General features: G+C 66.9%; 21 protein-coding genes. 14 read left to right on the plus strand and 7 right to left on the minus strand.

The features are described from left to right. Positions 1–194: 194 nt before the first annotated feature. Positions 195–1760 carry a nitric oxide reductase transcriptional regulator NorR gene (gene norR / locus ACT89O_RS01015; RefSeq protein ID WP_487261581.1) on the minus strand — a complete coding sequence of 522 codons (1566 nt, stop codon included), beginning with the start codon at positions 1758–1760 and terminating at the stop codon, positions 195–197. Positions 1761–1998: 238 nt separating this feature from the next. Between norR and ACT89O_RS01020 the strand changes: the two genes are divergently transcribed. The 6 genes from ACT89O_RS01020 to ipdC all read left to right on the plus strand — a co-directional run bounded on the left by ACT89O_RS01020 (position 1999) and on the right by ipdC (position 9856). Then, positions 1999–4281 carry a nitric-oxide reductase large subunit gene (locus ACT89O_RS01020; RefSeq protein ID WP_487261582.1) on the plus strand — a complete coding sequence of 761 codons (2283 nt, stop codon included), beginning with the start codon at positions 1999–2001 and terminating at the stop codon, positions 4279–4281. Positions 4282–4352: 71 nt separating this feature from the next. Then, a complete protein-coding gene (locus tag ACT89O_RS01025) occupies positions 4353–4781 on the plus strand; it encodes a hemerythrin domain-containing protein (RefSeq protein ID WP_487261583.1) in 429 nt (142 codons plus the stop codon). Between the two features lie 218 nt (positions 4782–4999). Then, entirely contained in the window at positions 5000–7018 is a 2019-nt protein-coding gene (locus ACT89O_RS01030) for a ribonucleoside triphosphate reductase (protein ID WP_487261584.1), read from the plus strand. A 99-nt stretch (positions 7019–7117) separates the two neighbouring features. Continuing rightward, positions 7118–7327: an anaerobic ribonucleoside-triphosphate reductase gene (gene nrdD, locus ACT89O_RS01035; protein WP_218301327.1), complete on the plus strand. Its 210-nt coding sequence runs from the start codon at positions 7118–7120 to the stop codon at positions 7325–7327. Positions 7328–7361: 34 nt separating this feature from the next. Then, a complete protein-coding gene (locus ACT89O_RS01040; protein WP_436129643.1) occupies positions 7362–8009 on the plus strand; it encodes an anaerobic ribonucleoside-triphosphate reductase activating protein in 648 nt (215 codons plus the stop codon). A gap of 188 nt (positions 8010–8197) precedes the next feature. After that, positions 8198–9856: an indolepyruvate/phenylpyruvate decarboxylase gene (gene ipdC / locus ACT89O_RS01045; RefSeq protein WP_487261585.1), complete on the plus strand. Its 1659-nt coding sequence runs from the start codon at positions 8198–8200 to the stop codon at positions 9854–9856. 68 nt (positions 9857–9924) lie between these two features. On the opposite strand, the gene recQ is transcribed toward ipdC, so the two are convergent. Beyond that, positions 9925–11796 (minus strand): DNA helicase RecQ, encoded by a 1872-nt coding sequence (gene recQ / locus ACT89O_RS01050; RefSeq protein WP_142150909.1) that lies wholly within the window; start codon positions 11794–11796, stop codon positions 9925–9927. A 173-nt stretch (positions 11797–11969) separates the two neighbouring features. Further along, positions 11970–13400, minus strand: coding sequence for a MocR-like pyridoxine biosynthesis transcription factor PdxR (gene pdxR, locus ACT89O_RS01055; protein ID WP_487261586.1), 1431 nt, complete (start codon positions 13398–13400; stop codon positions 11970–11972). A gap of 108 nt (positions 13401–13508) precedes the next feature. Here pdxR and ACT89O_RS01060 point away from each other — a divergent pair, with 108 nt between their 5' ends. The 5 genes from ACT89O_RS01060 to trhP all read left to right on the plus strand — a co-directional run bounded on the left by ACT89O_RS01060 (position 13509) and on the right by trhP (position 18260). Beyond that, positions 13509–13982, plus strand: coding sequence for a rhodanese-like domain-containing protein (locus ACT89O_RS01060; RefSeq protein WP_121507941.1), 474 nt, complete (start codon positions 13509–13511; stop codon positions 13980–13982). Further along, the gene (locus ACT89O_RS01065) at positions 13976–14446 is read left to right on the plus strand and encodes a GNAT family N-acetyltransferase (RefSeq protein ID WP_121508878.1); all 471 of its coding nucleotides are present in this window, start codon (positions 13976–13978) and stop codon (positions 14444–14446) included. The genes ACT89O_RS01060 and ACT89O_RS01065 overlap by 7 nt, the downstream gene beginning before the upstream one ends. A 50-nt stretch (positions 14447–14496) precedes the next feature. Further along, positions 14497–15561 (plus strand): homocysteine S-methyltransferase family protein, encoded by a 1065-nt coding sequence (locus tag ACT89O_RS01070; protein WP_487261587.1) that lies wholly within the window; start codon positions 14497–14499, stop codon positions 15559–15561. Between the two features lie 284 nt (positions 15562–15845). Further along, a complete protein-coding gene (ttcA, locus tag ACT89O_RS01075) occupies positions 15846–16781 on the plus strand; it encodes a tRNA 2-thiocytidine(32) synthetase TtcA (RefSeq protein ID WP_487261588.1) in 936 nt (311 codons plus the stop codon). Positions 16782–16817: 36 nt separating this feature from the next. Continuing rightward, complete coding sequence (gene trhP, locus ACT89O_RS01080) at positions 16818–18260, plus strand: prephenate-dependent tRNA uridine(34) hydroxylase TrhP (protein ID WP_487261589.1); 1443 nt, start codon at positions 16818–16820, stop codon at positions 18258–18260. A gap of 65 nt (positions 18261–18325) precedes the next feature. On the opposite strand, the gene ACT89O_RS01085 is transcribed toward trhP, so the two are convergent. Both ACT89O_RS01085 and ACT89O_RS01090 read right to left on the minus strand, forming a co-directional pair. Beyond that, entirely contained in the window at positions 18326–18637 is a 312-nt protein-coding gene (locus ACT89O_RS01085; protein ID WP_147433285.1) for a hypothetical protein, read from the minus strand. A gap of 138 nt (positions 18638–18775) precedes the next feature. Continuing rightward, positions 18776–19777, minus strand: a complete 1002-nt coding sequence (locus ACT89O_RS01090; protein ID WP_487261590.1) for a LysR family transcriptional regulator — start codon at positions 19775–19777, stop codon at positions 18776–18778. A 176-nt stretch (positions 19778–19953) separates the two neighbouring features. Here ACT89O_RS01090 and ACT89O_RS01095 point away from each other — a divergent pair, with 176 nt between their 5' ends. Continuing rightward, positions 19954–21594: an argininosuccinate lyase gene (locus tag ACT89O_RS01095; protein WP_487261591.1), complete on the plus strand. Its 1641-nt coding sequence runs from the start codon at positions 19954–19956 to the stop codon at positions 21592–21594. A gap of 105 nt (positions 21595–21699) precedes the next feature. Next, positions 21700–23100, plus strand: a complete 1401-nt coding sequence (locus tag ACT89O_RS01100) for an SH3 domain-containing protein (RefSeq protein WP_487261592.1) — start codon at positions 21700–21702, stop codon at positions 23098–23100. 102 nt (positions 23101–23202) lie between these two features. Here the strand turns inward: ACT89O_RS01100 and ACT89O_RS01105 are convergent, their stop codons facing one another. After that, on the minus strand, positions 23203–23499 hold the full coding sequence (locus tag ACT89O_RS01105) for a hypothetical protein (RefSeq protein WP_487261593.1): 297 nt from the start codon (positions 23497–23499) through the stop codon (positions 23203–23205). 187 nt (positions 23500–23686) lie between these two features. Beyond that, on the minus strand, positions 23687–24334 hold the full coding sequence (locus ACT89O_RS01110; RefSeq protein WP_487261594.1) for a hypothetical protein: 648 nt from the start codon (positions 24332–24334) through the stop codon (positions 23687–23689). 187 nt (positions 24335–24521) lie between these two features. Between ACT89O_RS01110 and ACT89O_RS01115 the strand changes: the two genes are divergently transcribed. Next, on the plus strand, positions 24522–25664 hold the full coding sequence (locus ACT89O_RS01115) for a hypothetical protein (RefSeq protein ID WP_487261595.1): 1143 nt from the start codon (positions 24522–24524) through the stop codon (positions 25662–25664). Positions 25665–25713: the final 49 nt, after the last annotated feature.

A 25713-nucleotide genomic window follows, 5' to 3' on the forward strand; every position in this document is an offset into this window, starting at 1 on the left:
CCGATGATGTGTGATTTGGCATCAGATAGGCCGCTAGCGCTTATCTGGAAAGCGCTAGACGCTATCATTTTTGAATTCGCTTGGGGCGGCTCACAAAACTCAGCGCAGCGGCCCTGGCCAGGCCTTCCGTCGCAGGCAGCATCGGCGGTTCGACAAGACGGAACAACGACGCCAGGGGAGTTTGTGAATCGCTCTTATTTGATGCCCAGCCTGCGCGCCAGCTTGTGCAGGTTGCTCGCGTCCACCTCCAGCGCACGCGCGGCCTGGGCCCAGTTGCCCTGGTGGCGTGCCAGGGCCTGCGTGATGGCGAGCCGCTGGCAGGTATCCACGGCGTCGCGCAGCGGGCCTTCGGCGGTGGTGGGGGTGGGCTGCGTGGTGGCCACAGCGGGGGCACCGGCATCCAGGGGGGCGGGGGCCACGCTGGCGGCGTCGGCGTCCAGGTCGAGCAGCGCGGGCTCCAGCGTCACGATGTCGGCGCGACTCACGCCCCGGCTCAGGGCCTTGAGGGCGGCGCGGCTGACCACATGCTCCAGCTCGCGGATGTTGCCGGGCCAGGGGTAGCGGCGCAGTGCGTCCTGTGCGCTGGCAGACAGCCGCAGGCTGCGCAGGCCCAGGCGGGCACGGTTCAGTTCCAGAAAGCGGCCTGCCAGCAGCAGCACATCGTTGCCCCGTTCGCGCAGCGGCGGGATGGGCACGGGGTACACCGACAGCCGGTGGTACAGGTCGGCGCGGAACGCGCCATCGCGCACCTGCTCGCGCAGGTTGCGGTTGGTGGCGGCGATCACGCGCACGTCCACGCGGCGCGGGCGGTCGGCGCCCAGGCGCTGGATCTCGCCGTTCTGCAGCGTGCGCAGCAGCTTAGCCTGCACGGCCAATGGCAGCTCGCCCACCTCGTCGAGGAACAGCGTGCCGCCCTCGGCCGCCTCGAAGCGCCCTGGCCGGTCGGCCACCGCGCCCGAGAACGCGCCGCGCACATGGCCAAACAGCTCGCTCTCGGCCAGCGACTCCGGCAGCGCCGCGCAGTTCACGTGCACCAGCGGGCGGGTAGCGCGCGTGGACTGGCGGTGCAGCAGGCGCGCGAACAGCTCCTTGCCCACACCAGTTTCGCCCAGCAACAACACGGGCAGGTCCGAGCCCGCCACCACCTCTAGCTCGTGCAGCAGGCGCAGCAGGGGCTCGCTCTGGCCGACGATCTCCATGTCGCCATCGCCCGCGCGGGTGGTGCGCTCGTCGTCGGCGCTGCGGGTGTGTGGGGCGCTGCGCAGCGCCTGCACCTCGCGCTCCAGCCGCGAGATGCGCACGGCCGCCTCCACCAGCACCTTGCAGTCGGCCAGCGCGGCGCGTGCGGCGTCGCCGAAGGTGCCGGTCTGCAGTGCGTCCAGCGTCAGCACGCCCCAGGGCTGGCCGTCCACCAACAGGCTCACGCCCATGCAGTCGTGCACGGGCAGGGGCTCGCCCACCAGGGTGTCGAGCAGGCCGTCGTAGGGGTCGGGCAGGGTGCTGTCGTGGTCGAAGCAGGTCACCTCGCGCCGCGCCAGGATGGCCGCGAGCCGGGGGTGCTGGCTGACCACAAAGCGTCGGCCCAGCGCCTCGCGCACCAGGCCCTCCACGGCCACGGGGCGCAGGTGGTCTTCTTCCAGCTGCAGCAGGGCCACGGCGCCGCAGTGAAAGCGGGTGCGCAGGTGGTCGGCCAGCCGCTGCAGGCGCACGGCCTGGGGCAGGTCGGTGGCCAGGTCGGCCAGCAGGGGGCTATGGTCCATGGTGATATTTACCTTCAACGGGTGAATTAAACCCCATTTGAGAAGGGTCAAAAAAACCATGACCGGTGTAAGTGGTTGATTTGATAGGCCTGCAGCCCTGGCCCGGCGCTTGCGATGTGGACAGGGACACCGATTCACTCGTTCCAAAAAGCCATGACCACAAGACCCCGACCCCACGCCGCCAGCGCACGCTGGCGCCGCCCCTTCGTTGTTGTTCTGTTGAAGCAGGAGGCCCGCCATGGGTAACTACCGCAAGCTCTGGTTCACGCTGATCGGCGTGCTCATCGTCACCTTCAGCCTGCTGGGCTACTACGGCGCCGAGGTCTACCGCACCGCGCCGCCCATCCCCGCGAAGATCGCCACGGCAGGGGGTGAAGTGCTTTTCACCCACGACAGCATCCTCGACGGACAGACCGCCTGGCAGTCGGTGGGCGGCATGCAGCTGGGTTCCATCTGGGGCCACGGCGCCTACCAGGCGCCCGACTGGACGGCCGACTGGCTGCACCGCGAGCTGCTCAACTGGCTTGACGTCGCCGCTGAGCGCGCGCACGGCAAGCCTTTTGCGGACATCGACGCCGCCGCCCAGGCCGTGCTGCGCGACCGCATGAAGACCGAGTACCGCACCAACACCTACAGCCCCGAGACGGGTGTGGCCACGGTGTCCTCGGTGCGGGCCGACGCGATCGCGATGACCGCGCTGTACTACGACCAGCTCTTCAGCGACGTGCCCGCGCTGCACAAGACCCGCGAGCACTTCGCCATGAAGGAGAACACCCTGCCCAGCGCCGAGCGGCGCGCGCAGATGACGGGTTTCTTCTTCTGGACGGCCTGGGCCGCCGCCACCGAGCGCCCCGGCACCACGGCGACGTACACCAACAACTGGCCCCACGAGCCGCTGATCGGCAACAAGCCCACGGCCGAGAACATGGTCTGGTCGGTGATGAGCGTGGTCGTGATGATGGCGGGCGTGGGCTTCCTCGTGTGGGGCTGGGCCTTCCTGCGCAAACACGACGAGGTAGAGCCGACACCGCCCCAGCACGACCCGCTCTCGCGCGTGCCGCTCACGCCCTCGCAGCGCGGGCTGGGCAAGTACCTGTTCCTCATCGTTGCGCTGTTCAGCTTTCAGGTGCTGCTGGGCGGCTTCACGGCCCACTACACGGTGGAAGGCCAGCAGTTCTACGGCATCAACGTGTCGCAGTGGTTCCCCTATTCGCTGGTGCGCACCTGGCACATCCAGAGCGCGCTGTTCTGGATTGCCACGGGCTTCCTGGCTGCTGGCCTGTTCCTCGCGCCGCTCATCAATGGTGGCAAGGACCCGGCTTACCAGAGGCTCGGTGTGGACATCCTGTTCTGGGCGCTGGTCGTGGTGGTGGTGGGCTCGTTCGTCGGCAACTACCTGGCCATCGCGCAGATCATGCCGCCCGAGTGGAACTTCTGGCTGGGCCACCAGGGCTATGAATACGTGGACCTGGGCCGCCTGTGGCAGATCGGCAAGTTCACCGGCATCGCCTTCTGGCTGGTGCTCATGCTGCGCGGCATCGTTCCGGCGCTGCGCACCCCCGGCGGCGACAAGAACCTGCTGGCGCTGCTGACGGCGTCGGTGGTGGCCATCGGCCTGTTCTACGGCGCGGGCTTCTTCTACGGCGAACGCACCCACCTGTCGGTGATGGAGTACTGGCGCTGGTGGGTGGTGCACCTGTGGGTCGAGGGCTTCTTTGAAGTGTTCGCCACCACGGCGCTGGCCTTCATCTTCTCGACGCTCGGCCTCGTGTCGCCACGCATGGCCACGGCCGCCAGCCTGGCCTCGGCCTCGCTGTTCATGCTGGGCGGCGTGCCCGGCACCTTCCACCACCTGTACTTCGCGGGCACCACCACGCCGGTGATGGCGGTGGGCGCATCGTTCAGCGCGCTGGAAGTGGTGCCCCTGGTGGTGCTGGGCCACGAGGCCTGGGAACACTGGCGCCTGCAGCACCGCGCGAAGTGGATGGCCAACCTCAAGTGGCCCCTCATGTGCTTCGTGGCCGTGGCCTTCTGGAACATGCTGGGCGCGGGCGTCTTCGGCTTCATGATCAACCCGCCGATTGCGCTGTATTACCTGCAGGGCCTCAACACCACGCCGGTGCATGCCCACGCTGCGCTGTTCGGGGTGTATGGCTTCCTGGCCCTGGGCTTCACGCTGCTGGTGCTGCGCTACATCCGCCCGCAGTTGGTGTTCAGCGAACGGCTCATGAAGACGGGCTTCTGGTGGCTCAACGCGGGCCTGGTGCTGATGATTGCCACCAGCCTGCTGCCCATCGGACTGTTCCAGTTCCACGCCAGCGTGAGCGAAGGCCTGTGGTACGCCCGGGGCGAAGCCTTCATGCAGCAGCCCTTCATGCAGACCCTGCGCTGGGTGCGCACCTTTGGCGACGTGGTCTTCATTGTCGGCGCGCTGGCCATGGCCTGGCAGGTGGTGAGCGGGCTGTTCGGCTCGCGCGCCCCGGCGCAAGCGGGCCCCTACCTGGCACAGGCCCGTCGCTGAAATGCACTGTGCGCGGCGGCTGCCACAAGCGGCCACCGCGCTCACACACCGTTTGCCCACAAGGACTGACCATGAACCTCGACAAATTCAAACACCAGCACACCGACATCCTGCGCAGCATCGCCACCTTGCGCGCCCTGGCCCAGGCGGGCGTAGAGGCCAATGCCAGCGCCATCGCGCAGGGCATCGTGGCCATGAGCGGCAGCATCAAGCTGCACCTGGCCGTGGAAGACCAGGTGCTGTACCCCGCACTGCAGCGCGGCGGCAACGCCGAACTGGCGCGCCTGGGCCGCCAGTACCAAAGCGAGATGGCATCGATCGCCAGCGCCTACGATGCGTTTGCGCGCCGCTGGAACACCGCCGAGGCCGTGCGCCGCGATGCCCAGGGCTTTCGCAACGAGGCCAATGTGGTGCTGCGCCGTGTTTTCGAGCGCATGCAGCGCGAAGACCATGACTTCTATCCGCGCATCGAGGAGGAAGAAGCCACCGCCTGCCATTGAGCAGCACCCTCCTGCACCCCACTGCGTGCCTGCGCATGCACCTCTGATCCATCGGTAGGGCCTGACGGCACCTTCCTTTCCGCCGGCCCCTGTGCCGGCGTTTTTTTACCCCTGCTTACCGCCTCGATTGTGTTGAATCAAACTACCTATAGTGTTTGATGGGTATCGTGGACACCATAGGTAGTGTTTTTAACCCGTTCCACAGATTGGTCGAACCCATGGCGTCCACCCTTGCCACCTTGCCCCGCGAAGTCGTTTTGCGCAGCGGCCAGCGCGTTCCGTTTGATGCCGAACGCATCCGAGCCGCGCTGGCCAGCGCCGGGCAGGCCTCGGGTGAATACGGCGCCGACGAAGCGGCATTGCTCACCGCCCAGGTCACCAAGGTGCTCATCCACCGCTTCCAGGGCGAGGCCCCCACCATCGAGCAGATCCAGGACGTGGCCGAGCAGACGCTGATCGCCGCCAACCACCTGGCCACGGCGCGTGCCTACATCGTCTACCGCGAGCAGCACGCCACACTGCGCGCCGACAAGCAGACGCTGGTGGATGTGGAAAGCTCCATCAACGAATACCTCACGCGTGCCGACTGGCGCGTGAACGCCAACGCCAACCAGGGCTATTCGCTGGGCGGGCTGATCCTGAACGTGGCGGGCAAGGTCACGGCCAACTACTGGCTGTCGCACGTCCACACGCCCGAGATCGGCGAGGCGCACCGCAATGGCGATATCCACATCCACGACCTCGACATGCTCAGCGGCTACTGCGCGGGCTGGTCGCTGCGCACGCTGCTGCACGAGGGGCTCAACGGCGTGCCGGGCAAGGTGGAGGCGGGGCCGCCCAAGCACATGAGTTCGGCCGTGGGGCAGATCGTGAACTTCCTGGGCACGCTGCAGAACGAGTGGGCGGGCGCGCAGGCGTTCTCGTCGTTCGACACCTACATGGCGCCCTTCGTGCGCAAGGACGGCATGGACTACGCGCAGGTGCGCCAGTGCATCCAGGAGCTGGTCTACAACCTCAACGTGCCTTCGCGTTGGGGCACGCAGACGCCGTTCACCAACCTCACCTTCGACTGGACATGCCCTGACGATCTGCGCGAGCAAGTGCCGGTGATCGGCGGCGTGGAGATGCCGTTTAGCTATGGCGACCTGCAGGCCGAGATGGACCTCATCAACCGCGCCTACATCGACGTGATGACCACGGGCGATGCCAAGGGCCGCGTGTTCACCTTTCCCATCCCCACCTACAACATCACCAAGGACTTCCCCTGGGAGAGCGAGAACGCGCAGCTGCTGTTCGATATGACAGCCAAGTACGGTCTGCCGTACTTCCAGAACTTCATCAACTCCGAGCTGGAGCCCAACATGGTGCGCTCCATGTGCTGCCGCCTGCAGCTCGATCTGCGCGAGCTCTTGAAGCGCGGCAACGGCCTGTTCGGCAGCGCCGAGCAGACGGGCAGCCTGGGCGTGGTCACCATCAACTGCGCGCGGCTGGGGTACTTGCATGCGGGCGATGAAGCCGGTCTGTTTGCCGCGCTGGACCGCCTCCTGGAGCTGGGCAAACAAAGCCTGGAGACCAAACGCAAGCTCATCCAGCGCCTCATGGACCAGGGCTTGTTCCCCTACACCAAGCGCTACCTGGGCACCTTACGCAACCACTTCAGCACGCTGGGCGTGAACGGCATCAATGAGATGGTGCGCAACTTCACGGCAGACCAGCACGACATCACCAGCGAATGGGGCCATGCGTTCGCCGTGCGCCTGCTCGACCACGTGCGCGAGCGCATGACCGCCTTCCAGGAAGAAACCGGCCACCTCTACAACCTGGAAGCCACGCCCGCCGAAGGCACCACCTACCGCTTCGCCAAGGAAGACAAGAAGCGCTGGCCCGCCATCCTGCAGGCGGGCACGGCCGAGCAGCCGTACTACACCAACTCGTCGCAACTGCCCGCGGGCTTCACCGACGACCCGTTCGAGGCGCTGATGCGGCAGGAGGCACTGCAGGGCAAATACACCGGGGGCACCGTGCTGCACCTGTACATGGGCGAGCGCGTTTCCAGCGGCGCGGCCTGCCGCGAGCTGGTGCGGCGCGCGCTGACGAACTTCCGCCTGCCCTACATCACCGTCACGCCCACGTTCTCCATTTGCCCCACACACGGCTACCTGGCGGGCGAGCACCCGTTCTGCCCCCGCTGCGACGAAGAGCGGCTGGACGTCAAGCGGCGGCGTCTGGTCGCCTAGATCTTGAGCAAAAAGTGGCCCTGGCGCTTGATAGTCAAGCGCAAGTAGCTATCAAAAAAGAAGCAAACCATTTCCTCCACCCCCCGAAAGGACCTCGGCATGAGCCATTTCTCCGCTACCGAACACACCGCCATCTCCAGCGCCGCCGCCGTGCAGCTCACCGACGACGAGCGCCAGCCCTGCGAGGTCTGGACCCGCGTGATGGGCTATCACCGCCCCGTGGCCAGCTTCAACACGGGCAAGCAGGGCGAGCACGCCGAGCGCCGTTTCTTTTCAGAGCAGACGCGTGGTGGAAGCAACGCCTGCTGAGGCGCCGCCAGCCGCGGCGCTGCGGCTGGGCGGCATGACACCGCTCACCACCATCGATTTCCCCGGCCGCCTCGCGGCCGTTTTGTATTGCCAGGGCTGCCCCTGGCGCTGCGGCTATTGCCACAACCCCGAACTGCTCGATGCCACCGAACCGCCCTCGCTGCCCTGGGCGCAGGCGCTGGCCTTTCTGGAAAGCCGGCGCGGCCTGCTGGACGGCGTGGTTTTCTCGGGCGGCGAGCCCACGCTGCAGGCGGGCCTGGGCGCGGCGCTGAACGCAGTGCGCAGCCTGGGCCTGCAGACCGCCCTGCACACCGGCGGCATGTACCCCGAGCGGCTGGCGGCACTGCTGCCGCAACTCGATTGGGTGGGTCTGGACATCAAGGCCCTGCCGCAGCGCTACAACGCCATCACCGCCACGCCCGGCAGCGGTGCGCGCGCCTGGGCCGGGCTGGAGGTGCTTCTGGCCTATGGCACCGACCACGAATGCCGCACCACCTGGCACGCGGGCCTGTTTGGTGTGGATGAGTTGCTGGACCTGGCCCAGGCCCTGGCCGCGCGCGGCGTGCGCCGCTGGGCGCTGCAGGAATGCCGCGCACCTGGCGCACCGGCCTGGGCGCTGACCACGGCGCACCAGCAGCAACTGGCCGCGTGGTTCCCCTCCTTCACGCTGCGCCGGGCCTGAGCGGGCGGGGCTCCGGGTTTGGTCGGTGCTTCGCGCAGATTTGTTGCGCTTCTAGGTCGAAAACAGAACGAATCTGCGAACTCGCGCTAGGAGTCGCTGGGTTTGATGCGCATCAGAGCCGCCTTGGACACGCCGCGTGGATCATCCGCCACCGCCGCACAACGGCACCACCTGCAAGGAACACGCCCATGACCCCCCTCGGCCTTCAACTGCTGCACGCGCTCAAGCACCACGGCGCGCGCGAGATCTTCGGCATCCCCGGTGACTTCATCCTCCCCTTGTTCAAGCAGATCGAGGAGAGCGGCATCCTGCCGCTGGTCACGCTCAGCCACGAGCCCTCGCTGGGCTTTGCCGCCGATGCCGCCGCGCGCATGCACTGCGGCCTGGGCGTGGTGGCTGTCACCTACGGCGCGGGCGCGCTCAACGTGGTCAACGCGGTGGCGGGGGCCTATGCCGAGCGCTCGCCGCTGGTGGTGCTGGCCGGCTGCCCCGGCGAGGTCGAGGCGCACTCGGGCCTGGTGCTGCACCACCAGGTGCGCCATGTCGATTCGCAATGGCGGATCTTCCGCGAGATCACCTGCGACCAGGTGCGCCTGTCCGACCCTGCCACCGCGCCCGCCGAGCTGGCCCGCGTGCTGCGCAGCTGCCGCGAATACTCGCAGCCCGTGCTCATCGAGGTGCCGCGCGACATGACGCTGCACCCCATGGCCGAGGTGCCCCTGCTGCCGCCCAGCACCTTCAATGAAGCCGCCGTGGCCGAGTGCGCCGACGAATGGATGGCCCGCATCCAGGCAGCCCAGCGCCCCGTGCTGGTGGTGGACGTGGAGGTGCGCCGCTTTGGCCTGGAAGCCCGCGTGGCCGAGCTGGCGCGCCGTCTGCAACTGCCCGTGCTCACCACCTTCATGGGCCGGGGCCTGCTGGCGGAGGAGGGCGTGCACTCCGGCGTACAGCTGCACGGCACCTACCTGGGCGTGGCGGGCGCGCCCGAGACCAGTGCGCTGCTCGACGACTCCGACCTGCCCGTGATGCTGGGCGCCATCCTGTCGGACAGCAATTTCGGCGTGAGCGCCCAGCGCATGGACTTTCGCCGCGCGCTCATCGCCGCGCACCGCGAGGTGCGCGTGGGCCACCACTTGTACCCGAACATCCCCCTGGCCGCGCTGGTGGAAGCGCTGCTGGCCCGCGCCCCGGCCGCAGGCGCCAAGCCGCCGCGCGCCCTGCCGCCCCCGCCCACTTGCCCCGAGGGCCTGGTGGCCAACGATGCGCCCGTGTGTGCGGCCGACCTCTCCCGCGCGCTCAACGACCGCATCCGCGCGCACGGCCCCATGAACATCGTCGCGGACATTGGCGACTGCCTGTTTGCTGCGATGGAGCTGCTGCCCACCCCGCTGGTGGCGCCGGGCTACTACGCGTCCATGGGCTTCGGCGTGCCGGCCGGCATCGGTGCGCAGGTGGCCACGGGCCAGCGCAGCCTGATCCTGGTGGGCGACGGCGCCTTCCAGATGACGGGCTGGGAGCTGGGCAACTGCCCGCGCCTGGGGCTGGACCCCATCGCCATCGTGCTCAACAACCAGACCTGGGAAATGATCCGCTCCTTCCAGACCGAATCGCGCTGCGCCGCCCTGGGCGACTGGCACCTGGCCCAGGCCGCCGATGCGCTGGGCGGGCGCGGCCACCGGGTGCACACGCGGGCGCAGTTCAAGGCGGCGCTCGATGCCGCGTTTGCCGAGCGCGGTTGCTTTCAGCTCATCGAATTGATGGTGCCACCGGGCGACAGCACGCCTACGCTGCGGCGTTTTTCGGAAGGCATCCGGGCGCTGCGGGCGCGGGCAGCGTCGGCCGCCTGAGCGCGAAGGATCTGTTCACGTAGGCCCGCACGCATCGCATCGCGGGGCAGCAAAGCGCGGCAGCGGGGCTACCCCGCGCGTACCACGCGCAGGACGTCCGCCCCGTACGCCTCCAGCTTTTTCGCCCCCATCCCGCTGATGCCCTGCAGGTCGTCGAGCGTGCCGGGGTTGCGCTCGGCAATCGCGGCCAAAGTGGCGTCGTGAAAGATCACATACGCAGGCAGGTTGTGCTCGCGTGCCACCTCGGCGCGCCAGGCCTTGAGGTTGATGAAACGCACCTGCGCATCGGGGCCAAGATTGGCGGCCGCGGCGGGCGGCGCGCTGCCCGTGCCCTTGCGGGTGCGCGTGCGTTTGGCCGGTGCGGACGACACCGACTCGCGCAACTGCACCGGCACCTCGCCCTTGAGCACCGCGCGCGAACCCTCGGTGAGGCACAGCGTGTCAAAGCTGTGGCCGCTGTCCAGCATCACCTTCTGCAGGCCTAACGCGCCGGTGGCGATCAGCTGGCGCAGCACGCCGCGCAGCTGGGGCTCGGTCAGGTCCGCGCCGATGCCGAAGGTGGAGATTTTTTCGTGCCCGAACTGCGCGACCTTCTCGGTCTTCTTGCCGCGCAGGATGTCCATGATGTGCCCCGTGCCAAAGCTGATGCCGCTGGCCTGGTTCACGCGGTAGATGGTGGAGAGCAGCTTGCGTGCCGCATCCGTCGCATCCCACACCGCCGGTGGGTTCAGGCAGTTGTCGCAGTTGCCGCAGGGTGTGGACTGCTCTCCAAAGTACGCCAGCAGCCGCACGCGTCGGCAGTCGGTGGCCTCGGCCAGGGCCAGCAGTGCATCGAGCTTGCCACGCAGCGCCTGCTTGAACTCCTCGCCCGCCGGGCTTTCGTCGATCATGCGGCGCTGGTTGACCACGTCGTTCAGGCCATACGCCATCCAGGCATCGGCGTTCAGTCCGTCGCGGCCCGCGCGGCCCGTTTCCTGGTAGTAGCCTTCGATGTTCTTGGGCATGTCCACATGGGCCACAAAACGCACATCAGGCTTGTCGATGCCCATGCCGAACGCGATGGTGGCCACCATCACGATGCCTTCCTCGCGCAGGAAGCGATCCTGGTTCTTCTGACGCACTTTCGTGTCCAGCCCCGCGTGGTAGGGCAGGGCGGTGATGCCCGCGTCGCTCAGCGTGGCGGCCAGCTCTTCCACGCGCTTGCGCGACTGGCAATACACCACGCCCGCCTCGCCCGCATGCTCGCGCTCGATGAAGCGCAGCAGCTGCGTGGTGACGTCCTTCTTTTCCTCAATGCGGTAGCGGATGTTGGGCCGGTCAAAGCTGCTGATGAACAGCCGTGCATCCTGCAGCTGCAGCCGCTCGACGATGTCTTCGCGCGTGAGCGCATCGGCCGTTGCGGTGAGCGCAATGCGCGGTACTTGCGGGTAACGCTCGTGCAGCAGCGTGAGCGCGCGGTATTCGGGGCGGAAATCGTGGCCCCACTGGCTGACGCAGTGTGCTTCGTCGATGGCGAACAGGCTCAGGTGGCCGCCGCTGTACAGGCTGTCGAGCAGGCCCAGGAAACGCGGCGTGTTCAGCCGCTCGGGCGCGGCATACAGCAGCGTGAGGTCGCCGGTCTGCAGGCGCAGCTCCACGTCCTGGGTCTCGTCGTAGCTCAGCGTCGAGTTCAGGAACGCGGCGTCCACCCCCGCCTCGTGCAGCGCGCCCACCTGGTCGTGCATCAGCGCGATCAGCGGCGAAATCACGATGGTCACCCCGCGCCCCTGCTGCTGGCGCACGATGGCTGGCACCTGGTAGCACAGCGACTTGCCTCCGCCCGTGGGCATCAGCACCAGCGCGTCGCCGCCGCCAATCACATGCTCGACGATGGCTTGCTGCGGGCCGCGGAACTGTTCGTAGCCGAAGACATCCTGCAAGACAGACTGGGCAGGGGACAACACGGAAGACGGGCGAGACACCAAGCGAATACTCTGAAAATGAGAGCGCCCCACGCTGGACCCACCTGCGCTGGACGCCAATAAAGCCAAAAAATTGTGTGCGGGCCCGTGCTACGAACCGTGCGATGCAAGGCCCGTATTGTGCGCTGCGGGCCTGCGCCGCTGGTTGGGGGTCAGCGCAGCGCGCGGACAGCGCTTTCGATCACCTCAGGCGGGATGGCGGCAAAGCCCAGCCGCCATCCCGCGATGGGAGGCGCTGCATGGTAGAGCTCGCTGAGGCTGGGGGTTGCAATGCCGCGCGCCAGCGCGCGGCGCGTTTGCTGCCGCTCGCTGCCCTCGGTCAGCCGCACGGCCATCTGCAGCCCGCCCCGGCTGTCCAGGGGCTCGGCCCAGGGCAGGTGGGTGTGCAGCGCCTGCAGCAAGGCGTCGCGTCGGCTGCGGTACAGCTGGCGCATCAGCCGCAGGTGGGCCGCGAAGTGGCCCTGGTCCATGAAGTCAGCCGCCACGGCCTGCATGGGCTGCGAGGGGTGGCCGTCGTAGATGGTGCGTGCGGTCACCAGGGGCTTTACCAGTGGTTCGGGCAGCACCATGTAGGCCAGCCGCACCGAAGGAAACAAGGACTTCGAGAACGTGCCTATGTAGAGCACGCGGCCGTGCGCGTCCAGGCCCTGCAAGGTGGGCGTGGGCTGGTGGTCGTAGAGGAATTCGCTGTCGTAGTCGTCCTCGATCAGCCAGGCCCCCGTGGCCTGTGCGTGGTCGATGAAGGCCAGGCGGCGCTGCAGGGACATGGCGCGCCCGGTGGGGAACTGGTGCGATGGCGTGAGGTAGATCAGGCGTGGCGGCGCCTGGGTGGGCACCAGCTGGGCGCCTTCGCCGTCCAGCGGCATGTCCACCACCTGGGCCCCGCTGGCGCGGAACGCGGTGCGCGCGCCTGCGTAGCCCGGGTCCTCCATCCAGACGGTATCGCCTTCGTCCAGCAGCGTCGCGGCCAGCAGCTGCAGGGCTTGTTGCGAGCTGGTCAGCACCAGCACCTGGCCCGCATGGCAACGCACGCCGCGCGATTGCGCAAGGTAGCGCGCGATGGCCTCGCGCAGTGCGGGCAGGCCTTGGGGGTCACCGTAGAACAGCAGGGGCCCGGCGTCCTGGCGCAGGCGGCGCTGCATCAGCTGGCGCCACAGGTCCACCGGAAACGCTCGCAGGTCTGGGCTGCCCGCCACGAACGCGCGGGCGCGGTCGGGCTCGGCGCAACCGCCGGTATCGACCATGCGCTGCCCGCGCCGCGACAGCGCGGGCAGTGCCGCCGCCGGGGCCATCCGGCCCGCCCGGGACCGCGCCGCCCCGGCACGCTGCATGTCGATGGCCACGAAGCTGCCCTGGCCGACATGCCGGTGCAGGTAGCCCTCGGTTTCCAGCTGGGCGTAGGCCGCCTCCACCGTGACCCGTGAAAGACCCAGGTCGCGCGCCAGATCGCGGGTGGAGGGCAGGCGTTCGCCCAGCACGGCCTGGCCGGTGCGCACGGCCTCGCGCAGCGCCGAGCACAGGCGCTCCCGGCGGCCGCCTCCGTGGGCGTCCTCCAGCAGCGTGAGCAACAGCCGTGGTTTCATCGGTAATTGGTCTTATTTGTGACGAAGGATTGGCATTATCAATCAGGCCAAATCGTCGGAAACTTCCTCCCATCGCAACACCACACAGCCACACGAGAGGACTTTTCCATGACCCACGCAGCCCCCGTCTCCGCCCCCGCCTCCGCCGTCCTGGCGTTCCCCGCGCCCAGCCCCGAGCAGTCGCGAGACTTCATGGCCGCCAAGCTCAGCTACCACGCCGATGCCTGGGACGTGGCCGAAGACCTGCGCAACGGCATCGACGCCATCGTGGTGGTCGACACCCGCTCCACGGCGCATTACGAACAGGGCCATGTGCCGGGCGCCATCAGCTTTCCCCACCGCACCATGGACGAGCAGAGCACGGCGCACCTCGACCGCAGCAAGGTCTATGTCACGTACTGCGACGGCATCGGCTGCAACGGCTCGACCCGGGGCGCGTACAAGCTGGCGCGGCTGGGCTTCACGGTCAAGGAGATGCTGGGCGGGCTGGACTTCTGGATCCGCGACGGCCAGCCTGTAGCCACCGGCCCGGAGCGCGGCGCCATGCCGTCGGCCCGCCCCGCCATCGAGTGCGCATGCTGAGCCATCCGCCGCATCGCACCGGCTGGACCCTGCGCGCCGCAGGCGCCGCTGACGCGCCCGCGCTGGCCGACCTGTGCGCCGCCCACGCGGCGTACGAGCGCATCCCGTACAGCGCCGACGGCCATGCCCACCGGCTGGCCCAGGGGCTGGAGGCGGGGCGGTTGTTCGCCTGGCTGGGCTATTGGGGTGAGCAGGCAGTGGGATATGCCAGCGCCACGCTGGACTATTCGACTCTCGCCGCGCGCTCTTACCTGCATCTGGACTGCCTGTACCTGGAGCCTGAAGCGCGTGGCTGCGGCCGGGGCGCCGAGATGATGGCCGCTGTGCGGCACCGCGCCCAAATGCTGGGCTGCGAGGCGATGCAGTGGCAGACGCCCGTGTGGAACGAGGGCGCCATCCGTTTCTATGACCGCCTGGGCGCCACGCGGCTGGCCAAGCAACGCTACACGCTCGTGTGTGGGTGAGAAAGCCCCTGGGCCACCGGCAGCCCCGGGGGGCTTTCTACAATCGGGGGATGAAAACGCTTGCCTACACGCGCGCCGCGCAACTGCCCGACATCCTCGCCCAACGCATCGTCATCCTCGACGGCGCCATGGGCACCATGATCCAGCGCTTCAAGCTGGGCGAGGCGCAGTACCGGGGCGAAGGCTACAACGGCCCGGATGGGGCGGGCGACCGGTTCAAGGACTTCCCGCGTGACGTGAAGGGCAACAACGAGTTGCTCAGCATCGCCCGGCCCGATGTGATCCGCGACATCCACGAGCGCTACCTGGCTGCAGGCGCCGACCTGATCGAGACCAACACCTTCGGCGCGACAACCATCGCGCAGGAGGACTACAAGATGGCCCACCTGGCGCGCGAGATGAATTTGAAATCTGCCCAGCTGGCCCGCGCCGCCTGTGACAAGTACAGCACGCCCGACAAGCCCCGCTTTGTCGCAGGCGCCCTCGGCCCCACGCCCAAGACGGCCAGCATCAGCCCCGACGTGAACGACCCCGGCGCGCGCAATGTGGACTTCGAGCAGCTGCGCGCCGCTTACTACGAGCAGGTGGAAGCGCTGGTCGAGGGCGGCTCCGACGTGCTGCTGGTCGAGACGATCTTCGACACGCTCAACGCCAAGGCCGCGCTGTTCGCCATCGACGAGTTCTTTGAAAACAGCGGCGAGCGCCTGCCGCTCATCATCAGCGGCACCGTCACCGATGCCTCGGGCCGCATCCTCTCGGGCCAGACGGTCACGGCCTTCTGGCACAGCGTGCGCCACTCGCGCCCGCTAGCCATAGGCCTGAACTGCGCCTTGGGTGCCACGCTGATGCGCCCCTACATCCAGGAACTGAACCGCGTGGCCGAGGACACCTTCATCAGCTGCTACCCCAACGCCGGCCTGCCCAACCCCATGAGCGACACCGGCTTTGACGAAACGCCTGAAATCACCAGCCGCCTGGTGCATGAGTTCGCGGCCGAGGGGCTGGTCAACATTCTGGGCGGCTGCTGTGGCACCACACCGGACCACATCGGCGCCATCGCCAAGGCAGTCGAGAACGTGCCCACCCGCAAGATGTTCTACCCAGCAGAAGCCTAGAGTAGCTGCCACCCTGAGTCGCCTGCGGCGCCTTCCCCCAAGGGGGACGCCGCCAGCGCGGCGGGGCGGCCCTTGCGCGGCGGCCTTTGGTCTGGGCCGCGCCGGTTTCGCGCGCTGCGGGTTTTGCAACGCCCACCCAAGGGTGAGAGATTCGCGCTGAATGAACGGTTTGTAGGAAAATTGGCACCTGGTGCTTGATGGTCAAGCGCCAGGTGCTATCTAATTAATAGCAATTGTTGCCGCTCTGAAGTGCGGCAACGCAGTGCCGTTCCAGGCAGCCCACCATGATCGACAACGCTATCTTGCCCGCCGACACGGCACCTGCCGACGATGCTGCTCAAAAAGCCGCCGCCCACGCCGCGCTCAAGCTCGAAAAGCGCCTGGTGCGCCAGGTCGCCCAGGCCATTGCCGACTTCGGCCTCATCGAAGACGGCGACAAGGTCATGGTGTGTGTCTCGGGCGGCAAGGACAGCTACGCGATGCTTGACGTGCTGCGCATGCTGCAGCAGCGCAACGGCAACAGGTTCGAGCTGATCGCCGTCAACCTCGACCAGAAGCAGCCCGGCTTTCCGGCCCATGTGCTGCCCGAATATCTGGCGAAGGTGGGCGTGCCCTTTCACATCGAAACGCAGGACACCTACAGCGTCGTCAAGGAGCACATCCCCGAAGGCAAGACCATGTGCAGCCTGTGCAGCCGCCTGCGCCGGGGCATTTTGTACCGCGTGGCTGATGAGCTGGGCTGCACCAAAATTGCGCTCGGCCACCACCGCGACGACATGCTGCAGACGTTCTTTCTCAACATGTTCTTCGGCGGCAAGCTCAAGGGCATGCCGCCCAAGGTGCAGAGCGACCGGGGCGACCACCTCATCATCCGCCCGCTGGCCTATGTGGCTGAAGACGACCTCACCCGCTGGGCGGACATCCGCGCCTTTCCCATCATCCCGTGCACCCTGTGCGGCAGCCAGGAGAACCTGCAACGCAAGCAGATCGGCCAGATGCTGCGCGACTGGCAGCAGCTCTACCCCGGCCGCATCGAAAACATGGCCGTGGCCCTGCGCAACCTGGTGCCCTCGCACTTCATGGACACGCGCCAGTTCGACTTCAAGGGGTTGGTACCCAACGGCGTGGCCGACGCCGATGGTGACAAGGCCTTTGACGCCGAAGAACTGCCTGCGCAGGCCGTGGGCATGCTCGCGGGCCTGCCCCTGATGCCCCGCTGAACCCGACCCCCGACGATTTTTAGATTGGGCCACCCCATGACCACGCTCAAAGCCCCCGAACTGCTCTTGCCCGCTGGCTCGCTCGACAAGATGCGCGCTGCCTACGACTTTGGCGCCGACGCCGTGTACGCAGGCCAGCCGCGCTACAGCCTGCGCGCGCGCAACAACGAGTTCCGCCTGGAGCAGATCAAGCAAGGCATTGACGAGGCCCACGCGCGCGGCAAGAAGTTCTTTGTGACCAGCAACCTGATTGCGCACAACGACAAGATCCGCACCTACCTGCGCGACATCGAGCCCGTGATCGACTGCCAACCCGACGCCCTCATCATGGCCGACGCGGGCCTGATCATGATGGTCAAGGAAAAGTGGCCCGAGCAGGTGGTGCACCTCTCGGTGCAGGCCAACACCACCAACTGGGCGGCGGTGAAGTTCTGGCAGAAGATGGGCGTGGAGCGCGTCATCCTCTCGCGCGAGCTGAGCCTGGACGAGATCGAAAAGATCCGCCAGGAATGCCCCGACATGGAGCTGGAAGTGTTCGTGCACGGCGCGTTGTGCATTGCGTACTCGGGCCGCTGCCTGCTCAGCGGCTACTTCAACCACCGCGACCCCAACCAGGGCACCTGCACCAACGCCTGCCGCTGGAACTACGCCACGCACGACGCCGACATCGACCCCACCACGGGCGAAGCCATTGCGCAGAAGATGGAAGGCGACTTCAACTTCGAAGCCGCGCAGCAGAAGGCCGAACAAGCCTTTGCATCGACCACCGGCAACGGCGAGCGCCACCCCAAGGCCGACAAGGTCTACCTGATCGAAGAGGCGGGCCGCCCTGGGCAAATGATGCCCATCATGGAAGACGAGCACGGCACGTACATCATGAACAGCAAGGACCTGCGTGCGGTGGAGCACGTGGCGCGCCTGGCGCAGATCGGCGTGGACTCGCTCAAGATCGAAGGCCGCACCAAGAGCCTGTACTACGTGGCCCGCACTGCCCAGGTCTACCGCCGCGCCATTGACGACGCCGTGGCGGGCCGCCCCTTCAACCCCGAGCTGCTGATCGAGCTGGAAGGCCTGTCCAACCGCGGCTACACCGGCGGCCTGCTGGAGCGCCGCCCCAGCAACGATTACCAGAACTACATCAACGGCCACTCGGCCACGCAGCGCAGCCAGTATGTGGGTGAGGTGTTGGGTGCTGAGGGGCAGGCCGATGTGGGCTTGCAAGGGGACTGGGTGCAGGTGGAGACGAAGAACCACTTTGCGGTGGGAGACCTGATTGAGGTGGTCCACCCGAGTGGGAATATCACCGTACGGCTGCAGGAGATGCGCAATGTCGAAGGCCAGCCGGTCAACGTAGCCCAGGGCAGCCCCGTGCGTGTGTGGATTGCGCTGCCTGCGCACTACAGCGGGGCCTTGCTGGCGCGCGTGATCGAAGCGCAACCGCTTGCACCAGCGGCTGCCGAGCCTGCCCTGGCTGCATAGCCTGCCAGGGCGCTGCCTGTTTGCTGTCCGTTGGCTGCTGCCGTTGTGTGAGCAGATTGGACGGCCTACCAGGCGGCTATCACATGCACCGTGGCCCAGGCCATGACACCGTAGGCGCCCATTGCCGCCAGGGTGGTGGCCTTGGATGCTTGGCGGTCTCGCAGCAAGACCCAGAGCGCAAGGAATGACATCGCATACATCACCGCAGACAGGATGTAGGCCTCGGGCGCCGGTACGAAGGTGGACGGCCCGCCGCGCCGTGGTGATGTCGCAAAGCCTGCGTGGGCCACGATCAGCGATCCGCCCAGCAGACCCAGCACCGCGAGCGCGGCGATCGAAATCTTGGCGGGTAGGTTCAACGGGGTAGACGATGGCATGGTGAGGGCGCCACAAGGTGGCGCGGTGGTGGGGTCGGGCTTCTGGGGTGGTAAATTGCCTTCTATCGCTTTGCTATATTGGATTTGTTGCTATCAAAATAGAAGTGAGTGCCCTGGTGTGCAATAGCCTGCCCGTGTTCAACCGGGGCACATCGCGCCAGGCTCGGGCTCTTTGCCGATGGTCAACACGTCAAGCACACCGCGCACACCGAGCACATGCTCGATGAAAGCACGACAGGGATGTGAGCTATCCGCCCACACCGCCGCTTTCACCAACACACCCAGAGGGCCCACGTCCTGGGGTTTCCACGACAAGACGGCCAGATTTTTGCGCCGCACCAAGGGCCGCACAAGGCTCGCTGGCACGCAGACGAGCATGTCGCTGTCCGCCAGCATGGCGTAGATGATTTCCGTCGAGCGGCTCGACACGCGACACAGTTCCGGCACCCCGCCTAAATCGTCGAACAGGCTATCCACCTGCTGTGGGCCCAGCCCTGTGAGTGGTGGGCTCAGCCAGCGTTGTGACAGCAGCTCGGCGGACGTGACGATTGCCTGTTGCGCCAAAGGGTGCTCAGGGCGGCAAGCGATGACGAATTCATCCGGCAGCGCGGCGTGAAACTCGAACCCCTGCGGCAGCGGGGTCGGTTCGCGGCAGATCGCTAGGTCCAGGGTTCCTTCCTGGATGCTCTCCAGCAGGTTGTCGATGGTGACTTCGTGAACATCGATGGCGGCGCTCGGGTGCAGGGCGCAGTAGGCCGGAATGGCGGCCGTCAGCAACCCGTTGATGCCCGCCGCGATGCTGCCGATGCGGATCAGCGCGGACGCGGCCCCTTGCTGCATCAGCGCCGCATTGCCAGCAGCCGCTTGCAGGGGCACCAGCGAAGCGCGCAGCAGTGGCAGAACCGCCTCCCCCAGGCGGGTCAGGCGCATGCCCTTGGCGTGCCTTTCAAAGAGGGCGCCGCCCATAGAACTCTCCAGCTCCGCCAGCGCATGCGTCGCTGCGGGCTGGCTCAGGCCAATGGCAGAGGCCGCGCGGTGCAGGCTTTGCAAATCGGCAATCGCAATCGCCAACTGCAGGTGCTTGAGGCGCACACGGCCCAGGATGCGATTGAACAGGACGGAGGGCGTCAGGTCTGGCATGGGGTATTCAAAATTTGAATCATGTTGAAAAAGAAGCATTGGCCCTGTGTTGCCTGCTGTGCAACCATCGCGTGCCTTCGGTTGGGCGCGAGCCTGCCCTGGGGTCATTCAACTAACGAATCTTATTCCCGCACCGTGTGCAAGCCAGTGCGCAGGAACTCAGGAGACAAAACTTCATGCCGTCATTGCAGCGCCCCACCTTGGGCGAGATCACTTCGCGCCCGTCCCGTTTCCTCATCGCTCCGGTGATGGCGGCCATCTTCGCCATGGGCCAGGCCAACGCCGCCGATACCCTCGACACCGCGTGCAAGACCACGGCCGAGTGCCAGGCGCAGGTCGCCAAGATTCAGGGGGTGGTCAAAGGGGACGCCACCAGCGCCTTGTCCAAGTCGCAAGACACGTTCTACTGGTTCGGCCGTATCAACATGGCATCGGCCGTGGTGAATGTCGAGCAGGGCATCATCCCCAAGGCCCAGGCCGGTCGCATCGCGCGCGGCGTTGAGCATTCGATCACCCAGGCCACCACGCCCGGTGGCAAGCGCCCCACCGATGTGCTGCAGGTCGAGAAGATCATCACGGATGCCGTGGGCCCCGAGGCAACGCTGATCCACACCGGGCGCAGCCGCCAGGACATTCATTCCACCTTGAATGCCGCGCAGTTGCGTCTGGAAATGCTGGACTTTGCCGATGCGCTGGACCAGGTGCGCGCACGGCTCATCACCACGGCGCAGGCCCACACCGCTACCTATGTGCCCGCTTACACCAATGGCGTGCAGGCCATGCCCATCAGCTACGGGCACTACCTGATGGCTTGGGCCGACTCGTTCGCGCGCGACTCGGCGCGCATTCGCGAGGCCTACGCCCGCATCAACCTCAGCCCCATGGGCACGGCGGTGCTGTCCAACTCCAGCTGGGGCATCAACCGCGAGCGTCTGGCGCAGTTGCTGGGGTTCGACGGTCTCATCGTGAACTCGCTGGATGCAGGGCAGATCAGCACCTACGACATCCCCATCGAGGCCACGTCCATCGCCAGCTCCACCGCTATCCGCGTGGGCGCGTTCATGCAGGACGTGCACACCCAGTACCACCAGACGCGGCCTTGGCTGCTGCTGGCCAGCGGCAAGACCTACACCAGCAGCGCCATGCCGCAAAAGGCCAACCCCGGCATCATCCAGAACACGCGGGCCAAGGCCAGCGATGTGGTGGCCTCGGCCCAGGCGTCGCTGTGGCGGGCGCATAACGTCACGCCCGGCATGATCGACTACAAGAACACCTGGAGCCCGGCCAGCGCCAAGACCTTTGTGCAAGGCGTGGAGATGCTGCAGCAGTTTGCCGATGTGCTGGACTCATTGCGCATCGACCCCGCACGCGCGTTGGACGAACTCGAATCCGAGTGGACCACCTCGATGGAGCTGGCCGAAGCGCTGCAACGCAGCCATGGCGTGCCGTTCCGGGTGGGGCACCACTTTGCGTCGGATGTGGTGCTGTTTGCCAAGGAGCGCAACATTCGCCCCAAGGATTTCCCGTACGCCGAAGCCGTGCGCATCTACCGCGAAGCGGGCAAGAAATACGACCTCAAGGACCAGCGCCTGCCGCTGGGTGAAGCCGCATTCCGCCGCGCTTTGTCGCCCGCAGACATGGTGACCACACGCACCGGCACAGGCGGGCCGCAGCCGCAGGAGGTCACGCGCATGGCGACCGTTGCCAAGGACACCCTGGCCAAAGACCGCGTGTGGTCGGGCGAAGCGCGGCAGCGGCTGCTGGCGGCTGAGGCTGCCTTGAATGCGGCGTTTGAGGGTGTGAAGTCGTTGCCTTGAGTGTGGGCTCGCGGGCTGTGTGCTTCAGACAGGCCGAAGGGCCCGACCGGAGTGGGTCTCCCGGGCGGGCGATACTCACGCCCATCGCGAAGGGAGTCAACACACATGAGCACGACATCGAAAGCCCAGCAACGCTTCCGAGTTCCCGCCGCGTTAGCGGTCGCCATAGCGGCTGCGGCGGTTGCCGCGCTGACGGGCGCCAGTGCGTGGGCCCAGGCCCCGGCCCCGGCTGTAGCACCCGCCAAGCAGCGCTATGTGCAAGGCTCGTGGGTCAACCTGCGCGAGTCGGCTCAATCCCAGGCCCGCATCGTCGCCCAAGTACCCGCCAACACCGTGCTGCAACAGCTCACCGAGCGCGATGGCTGGTGTGCAGTGCTCTATGCGGGCGATGCCCGCCTGGGTCCCCCGTTGCCCGAGCCATTGCAAGCCCACATTGCCTGCAACCTCCTGGCTGACCAGCCCCTCACCCTGGTCCAGGCGGGCAAGGACGCGGCCCGTGCCTTCTGGGTGGCGCCGTCACCCAACCGCCTGCGCGCATACGGCAACGCTCTGCCGCGTCTGCCAACCCTGCAGCTGCCTGCGCTGGTCAAGAGCCACGCGCATGAAATGCCGGTGCAGTACCCCACGCGGCCTGAATGGGAGGCCGCCAAAAAGCTCATGCGTACCGGTGTGTTGCTTCGGGCCGAGCAAGAGATCGACCGGGGCCACCCCGTGAACCCGCTGGACGACCTGAAGCTGGCCACCCGTGCCGTGGACCACATCCCTGCCGTGGCCCCTTTGGCCGCCAAGCCGACCTTGCCGACGATTGCCCCGTCGTACTTTCGGTCCCACACCAGCGTGGCCCTGCTGCACGAGACCGATGCCGACGGTCTGGCCGCCGTGGCGGGCGCCCGCATCAGCGTCATTCCTACCGGGGCGCCCGTGGGCCGGTTCAACCGCCACAATGGGCCTGAAATCGAATACATCACCGGCTTCTGGGACGTGGGCTCTGCCGACCAGGCCTTTGCCCCTGCGCTGACCCTCTATGCCATCACCCACCAGGGCCTGGTGGGGGCCCACACCGTGCGCCAGCGCTATTGGGACATCAGCAACGAAGACCATTACTGCGGCGGCCACTACCCCGGCCGCGGGTTCAACGACCCTGGCGAAGAAGCCCAGCCCGTGCGCGGCTACGCCAGGCTGTCCGACAGTGCCGAGGTGCTGACCCGCCTGGTGCTGCCCGGAAAGCTGCCGCCTGATGCGGTGAAGGTGAAGACCCGGCGATACGCCACGAGCTGGATGCAGCCCGCCGACCCGCCCATCCGGGACAAGCCCCAGCGCAAGAACACTGCCGTGCTGGTGCACGAGATCGACCTGGACCGCGATGGCATCGCAGACATCCTGCGCATCGACACCCCTTCGCCCGGCGGCATGAGCTTCGAGCCGATCTTTGAATGGCGCTGGTACCTCAATATCGGCGGCCAGTGGTTCCGGGCGGGGCGCTGGGTGGATGAGGAGTGCACGTAAGGGGAATCTCTGCGCGTCGCTTCGTTGATGCGGGGCCTGCAGAGGTCCCCCGCGCCAATGTTTGAATTTTTTGGATCACGCATTGAATAATGCATTGACACATTACTCTCCATGCTCGTCCTCATCCCCGTAATCGCAGTCGCACGATAACGCTTGTCCTCCACACGCAGCGCACTGCTCTACGTCGCAAAACGGTACATGTAGCTGGCCTTTAACGACAGCGCAATCACCACATGGGTGATTATCAGCACCATAATCTACCGCCTCTTCGCCATAGGGCACCCGGGGATATTCAATGCCGCAAATAATGTCGGTTGTTTTTGATTGGGCAAAAATAATCTTCTCGGGCCAGCCTTCGGTCACTTGTACCCCGTTGTATTCGACAAATTTTGCTTCCAATTCAATACTCCCAATATTCGGGTTTGATCATCAACATATCTCACTTCTCACAAGGCCTGTTTCAAGCCACTTTTTTACGAGGGTCTTTCAGATACTGTTGATCACAGAGTATTGCCGATTTGAAGTTGCTCTGGAACTTCTGGGGCGCGGCCATCAAAGGTCCCCAGCGAATCCGCTGCAAGGCGTGTCACATTCCAACTCGAGGTTGCCGCAGCAACGCCCCCAACACCAGCGCCTCGGCCACCACTTCCAGCCCCTCTTCCAGCGTGGCCAGCAGCGCTGGCAGCTCGGGCAGACTGTGCCAGCGCGCTTGCACTTCGGGCCATTGGTCCACACCAATCGCCAGCCAGCCCACGGCCAGGCCCGCCCACAGCAGGGCGCGGGTGCCGGTGTGCAGCAAGACGCGGTGCAGCCAGGCCATGGTGAACAGGCCCACCACCGCCACGGCCAGCATGGGGGCTTCGCGCACGGGGCTCCAGCGGCAGGCGTCCGTCCACTCATGGCAACGGAACTTCCACAGCTCGTGCAGCATGAACTGTTCGTCCAGCGCCAGCACGAAAAACGCGAGTGCCAGCCAGGCGCCCAGCAGCCGGGGCAGGGCGCGGTCACCCACCATCCGCAGGGCCGTGACGCTGAGCGCCAGCAGCAGGGCACCCGACAACCACGCGGCGGGCGATTGGTCGGAGCGGAAGGCGCGCTCCCAGTTCGGTGCCAGGGACCAGGCCCCCAGCAGCAGGAAGCCCACCACCGCGCCGAGCAGCGCCGGGACCACCCAGGGTAGGGGCGGTGGCGCGGTGCCTAGTGAGGGCGTGGAAACCTGGCGGTGTGAGGGCATGGCGGGCTTGAAGAGCGGCGGGGCTGCTGTGCCTGGGCGGCCCCTGGATTGTGAGTCAAAAGTGGCCTCTGCGCTCGATGGGCATGCACTGCGAGCTATCAAAAACATAGCGCACCGGATTGGGCCACTGGGACTGGTCATGCAAGGTGAATGGCTCCAGAATCCGGCATCTCCCTGCCCATCCGGTATGTCCCTCCCCATCGACCCCTCCCGCAACGCGCTTCCGCCCGTGGCCCAGTTTCTGGCCGAGGCGGCGCTGCAGCGGCAGAGCGCACTGCTGGGGCTGGACAAACCCACGCCTGCGCCCGCACCGCTGCCCACGGCCGACCCGAGCGCGCCGCCGCCCACACCAACCTCGCCCAGCCCCCCCGCTGGGCCTTTGCCCGCACCGGCGGACAAGGCCAGCATTTCAGCCCAGGCGCGCGAGCAGCTGGGCGCGGGTTTTGACCCACGGCGCGAAGTAGCGGGCCATGCTGCCGCTTCAGGGGTGAAGGCGGGACCTGCGCCGCGTGGGCCGTTACTGCCGCTGGCGCCGCCCCCACTTCCCGTGGGGGCGCCAACGTCGGCACCCGCCGTGTCCACCCCTTCGGCGGCGTCGTTGTCAGGCGCTGACTGGCCTGCCACGGGGCTGGGTGCGCCGCTGCAGCGTTTGGTGAGCGCGCTCGTGGCGCAGGTCACGGCCCAGGCCGGGGTGCCGCAGCGCGTAGTGGCCGCGCAGCCCTGGCCCATCGGCATGGCGCAGGCGCTGGAGAGTGGGGCGCTGGATGCCGACCAGCCGCCGCTGCAGACCTGGCTGGTACGTCAGGGGGTGGTGTTGACACCCGAGGGGCCGCGCGGGCTGGCGCTGACCTTGCGTGCACCGGTGCCATGGCTGGCGACGCAGGCGTCGCCAGCGACCGGTGCAGCCGCAGCACAGGCCAGCGCAAACGCCAGTGCTGCAGGCGGCGCGCTGCAGGTGCCGTTTGCCGGGGGCGGCCAGCCGCTGCAGTCGGGCGTGATGGCTTTGGTGTTGCAGGGCATGGACGCCGCCGCACCGCGCACCAGTGCGCTGCTGGTGCTGGACCTGCAGCCGCAACTGGCGGCCACGGTGTACGGCCGCGACATGCTCCAGCAGGCCACGGGCCGTCTGGACCCGTGGACGCAGATGGCCGTGCTGCAGGCCAGCGGCCAGGTGCCGCGTGAGGATGAGCGTGCGCGCAATGGCGCATCCGGCCTGTGCGAAACGGTGGGCTGCCCCTATGCCGCGCGGGCTGAATGTGTGCAGCCGTTTTGCCTGGCAATGCGCGGCGTGCTGCCGCCCGAACCGGTGGGCCCGGCGTCCAGCGCTTGATGGCAATACGGGGTGCCAAGCAAGCTCTTTGCACACCGGTCATTTGCAA

The sequence above is a fragment of the Acidovorax sp. NN32 genome (assembly GCF_057597245.1).

What these genes read in the sequence shown, in the direction of transcription:
- norR (WP_487261581.1), bottom strand. Translation starts at nt 1,760, where the DNA reads ATGGACCATAGCCCCCTGCTGGCCGACCTGGCCACCGACCTGCCCCAG.
- ACT89O_RS01020 (WP_487261582.1), top strand. Translation starts at nt 1,999, where the DNA reads ATGGGTAACTACCGCAAGCTCTGGTTCACGCTGATCGGCGTGCTCATC.
- ACT89O_RS01025 (WP_487261583.1), top strand. Translation starts at nt 4,353, where the DNA reads ATGAACCTCGACAAATTCAAACACCAGCACACCGACATCCTGCGCAGC.
- ACT89O_RS01030 (WP_487261584.1), top strand. Translation starts at nt 5,000, where the DNA reads ATGGCGTCCACCCTTGCCACCTTGCCCCGCGAAGTCGTTTTGCGCAGC.
- nrdD (WP_218301327.1), top strand. Translation starts at nt 7,118, where the DNA reads ATGAGCCATTTCTCCGCTACCGAACACACCGCCATCTCCAGCGCCGCC.
- ACT89O_RS01040 (WP_436129643.1), top strand. Translation starts at nt 7,362, where the DNA reads ATGACACCGCTCACCACCATCGATTTCCCCGGCCGCCTCGCGGCCGTT.
- ipdC (WP_487261585.1), top strand. Translation starts at nt 8,198, where the DNA reads ATGACCCCCCTCGGCCTTCAACTGCTGCACGCGCTCAAGCACCACGGC.
- pdxR (WP_487261586.1), bottom strand. Translation starts at nt 13,400, where the DNA reads ATGAAACCACGGCTGTTGCTCACGCTGCTGGAGGACGCCCACGGAGGC.
- ACT89O_RS01060 (WP_121507941.1), top strand. Translation starts at nt 13,509, where the DNA reads ATGACCCACGCAGCCCCCGTCTCCGCCCCCGCCTCCGCCGTCCTGGCG.
- ACT89O_RS01065 (WP_121508878.1), top strand. Translation starts at nt 13,976, where the DNA reads ATGCTGAGCCATCCGCCGCATCGCACCGGCTGGACCCTGCGCGCCGCA.
- ACT89O_RS01070 (WP_487261587.1), top strand. Translation starts at nt 14,497, where the DNA reads ATGAAAACGCTTGCCTACACGCGCGCCGCGCAACTGCCCGACATCCTC.
- ttcA (WP_487261588.1), top strand. Translation starts at nt 15,846, where the DNA reads ATGATCGACAACGCTATCTTGCCCGCCGACACGGCACCTGCCGACGAT.
- trhP (WP_487261589.1), top strand. Translation starts at nt 16,818, where the DNA reads ATGACCACGCTCAAAGCCCCCGAACTGCTCTTGCCCGCTGGCTCGCTC.
- ACT89O_RS01085 (WP_147433285.1), bottom strand. Translation starts at nt 18,637, where the DNA reads ATGCCATCGTCTACCCCGTTGAACCTACCCGCCAAGATTTCGATCGCC.
- ACT89O_RS01090 (WP_487261590.1), bottom strand. Translation starts at nt 19,777, where the DNA reads ATGCCAGACCTGACGCCCTCCGTCCTGTTCAATCGCATCCTGGGCCGT.
- ACT89O_RS01095 (WP_487261591.1), top strand. Translation starts at nt 19,954, where the DNA reads ATGCCGTCATTGCAGCGCCCCACCTTGGGCGAGATCACTTCGCGCCCG.
- ACT89O_RS01100 (WP_487261592.1), top strand. Translation starts at nt 21,700, where the DNA reads ATGAGCACGACATCGAAAGCCCAGCAACGCTTCCGAGTTCCCGCCGCG.
- ACT89O_RS01110 (WP_487261594.1), bottom strand. Translation starts at nt 24,334, where the DNA reads ATGCCCTCACACCGCCAGGTTTCCACGCCCTCACTAGGCACCGCGCCA.
- ACT89O_RS01115 (WP_487261595.1), top strand. Translation starts at nt 24,522, where the DNA reads ATGTCCCTCCCCATCGACCCCTCCCGCAACGCGCTTCCGCCCGTGGCC.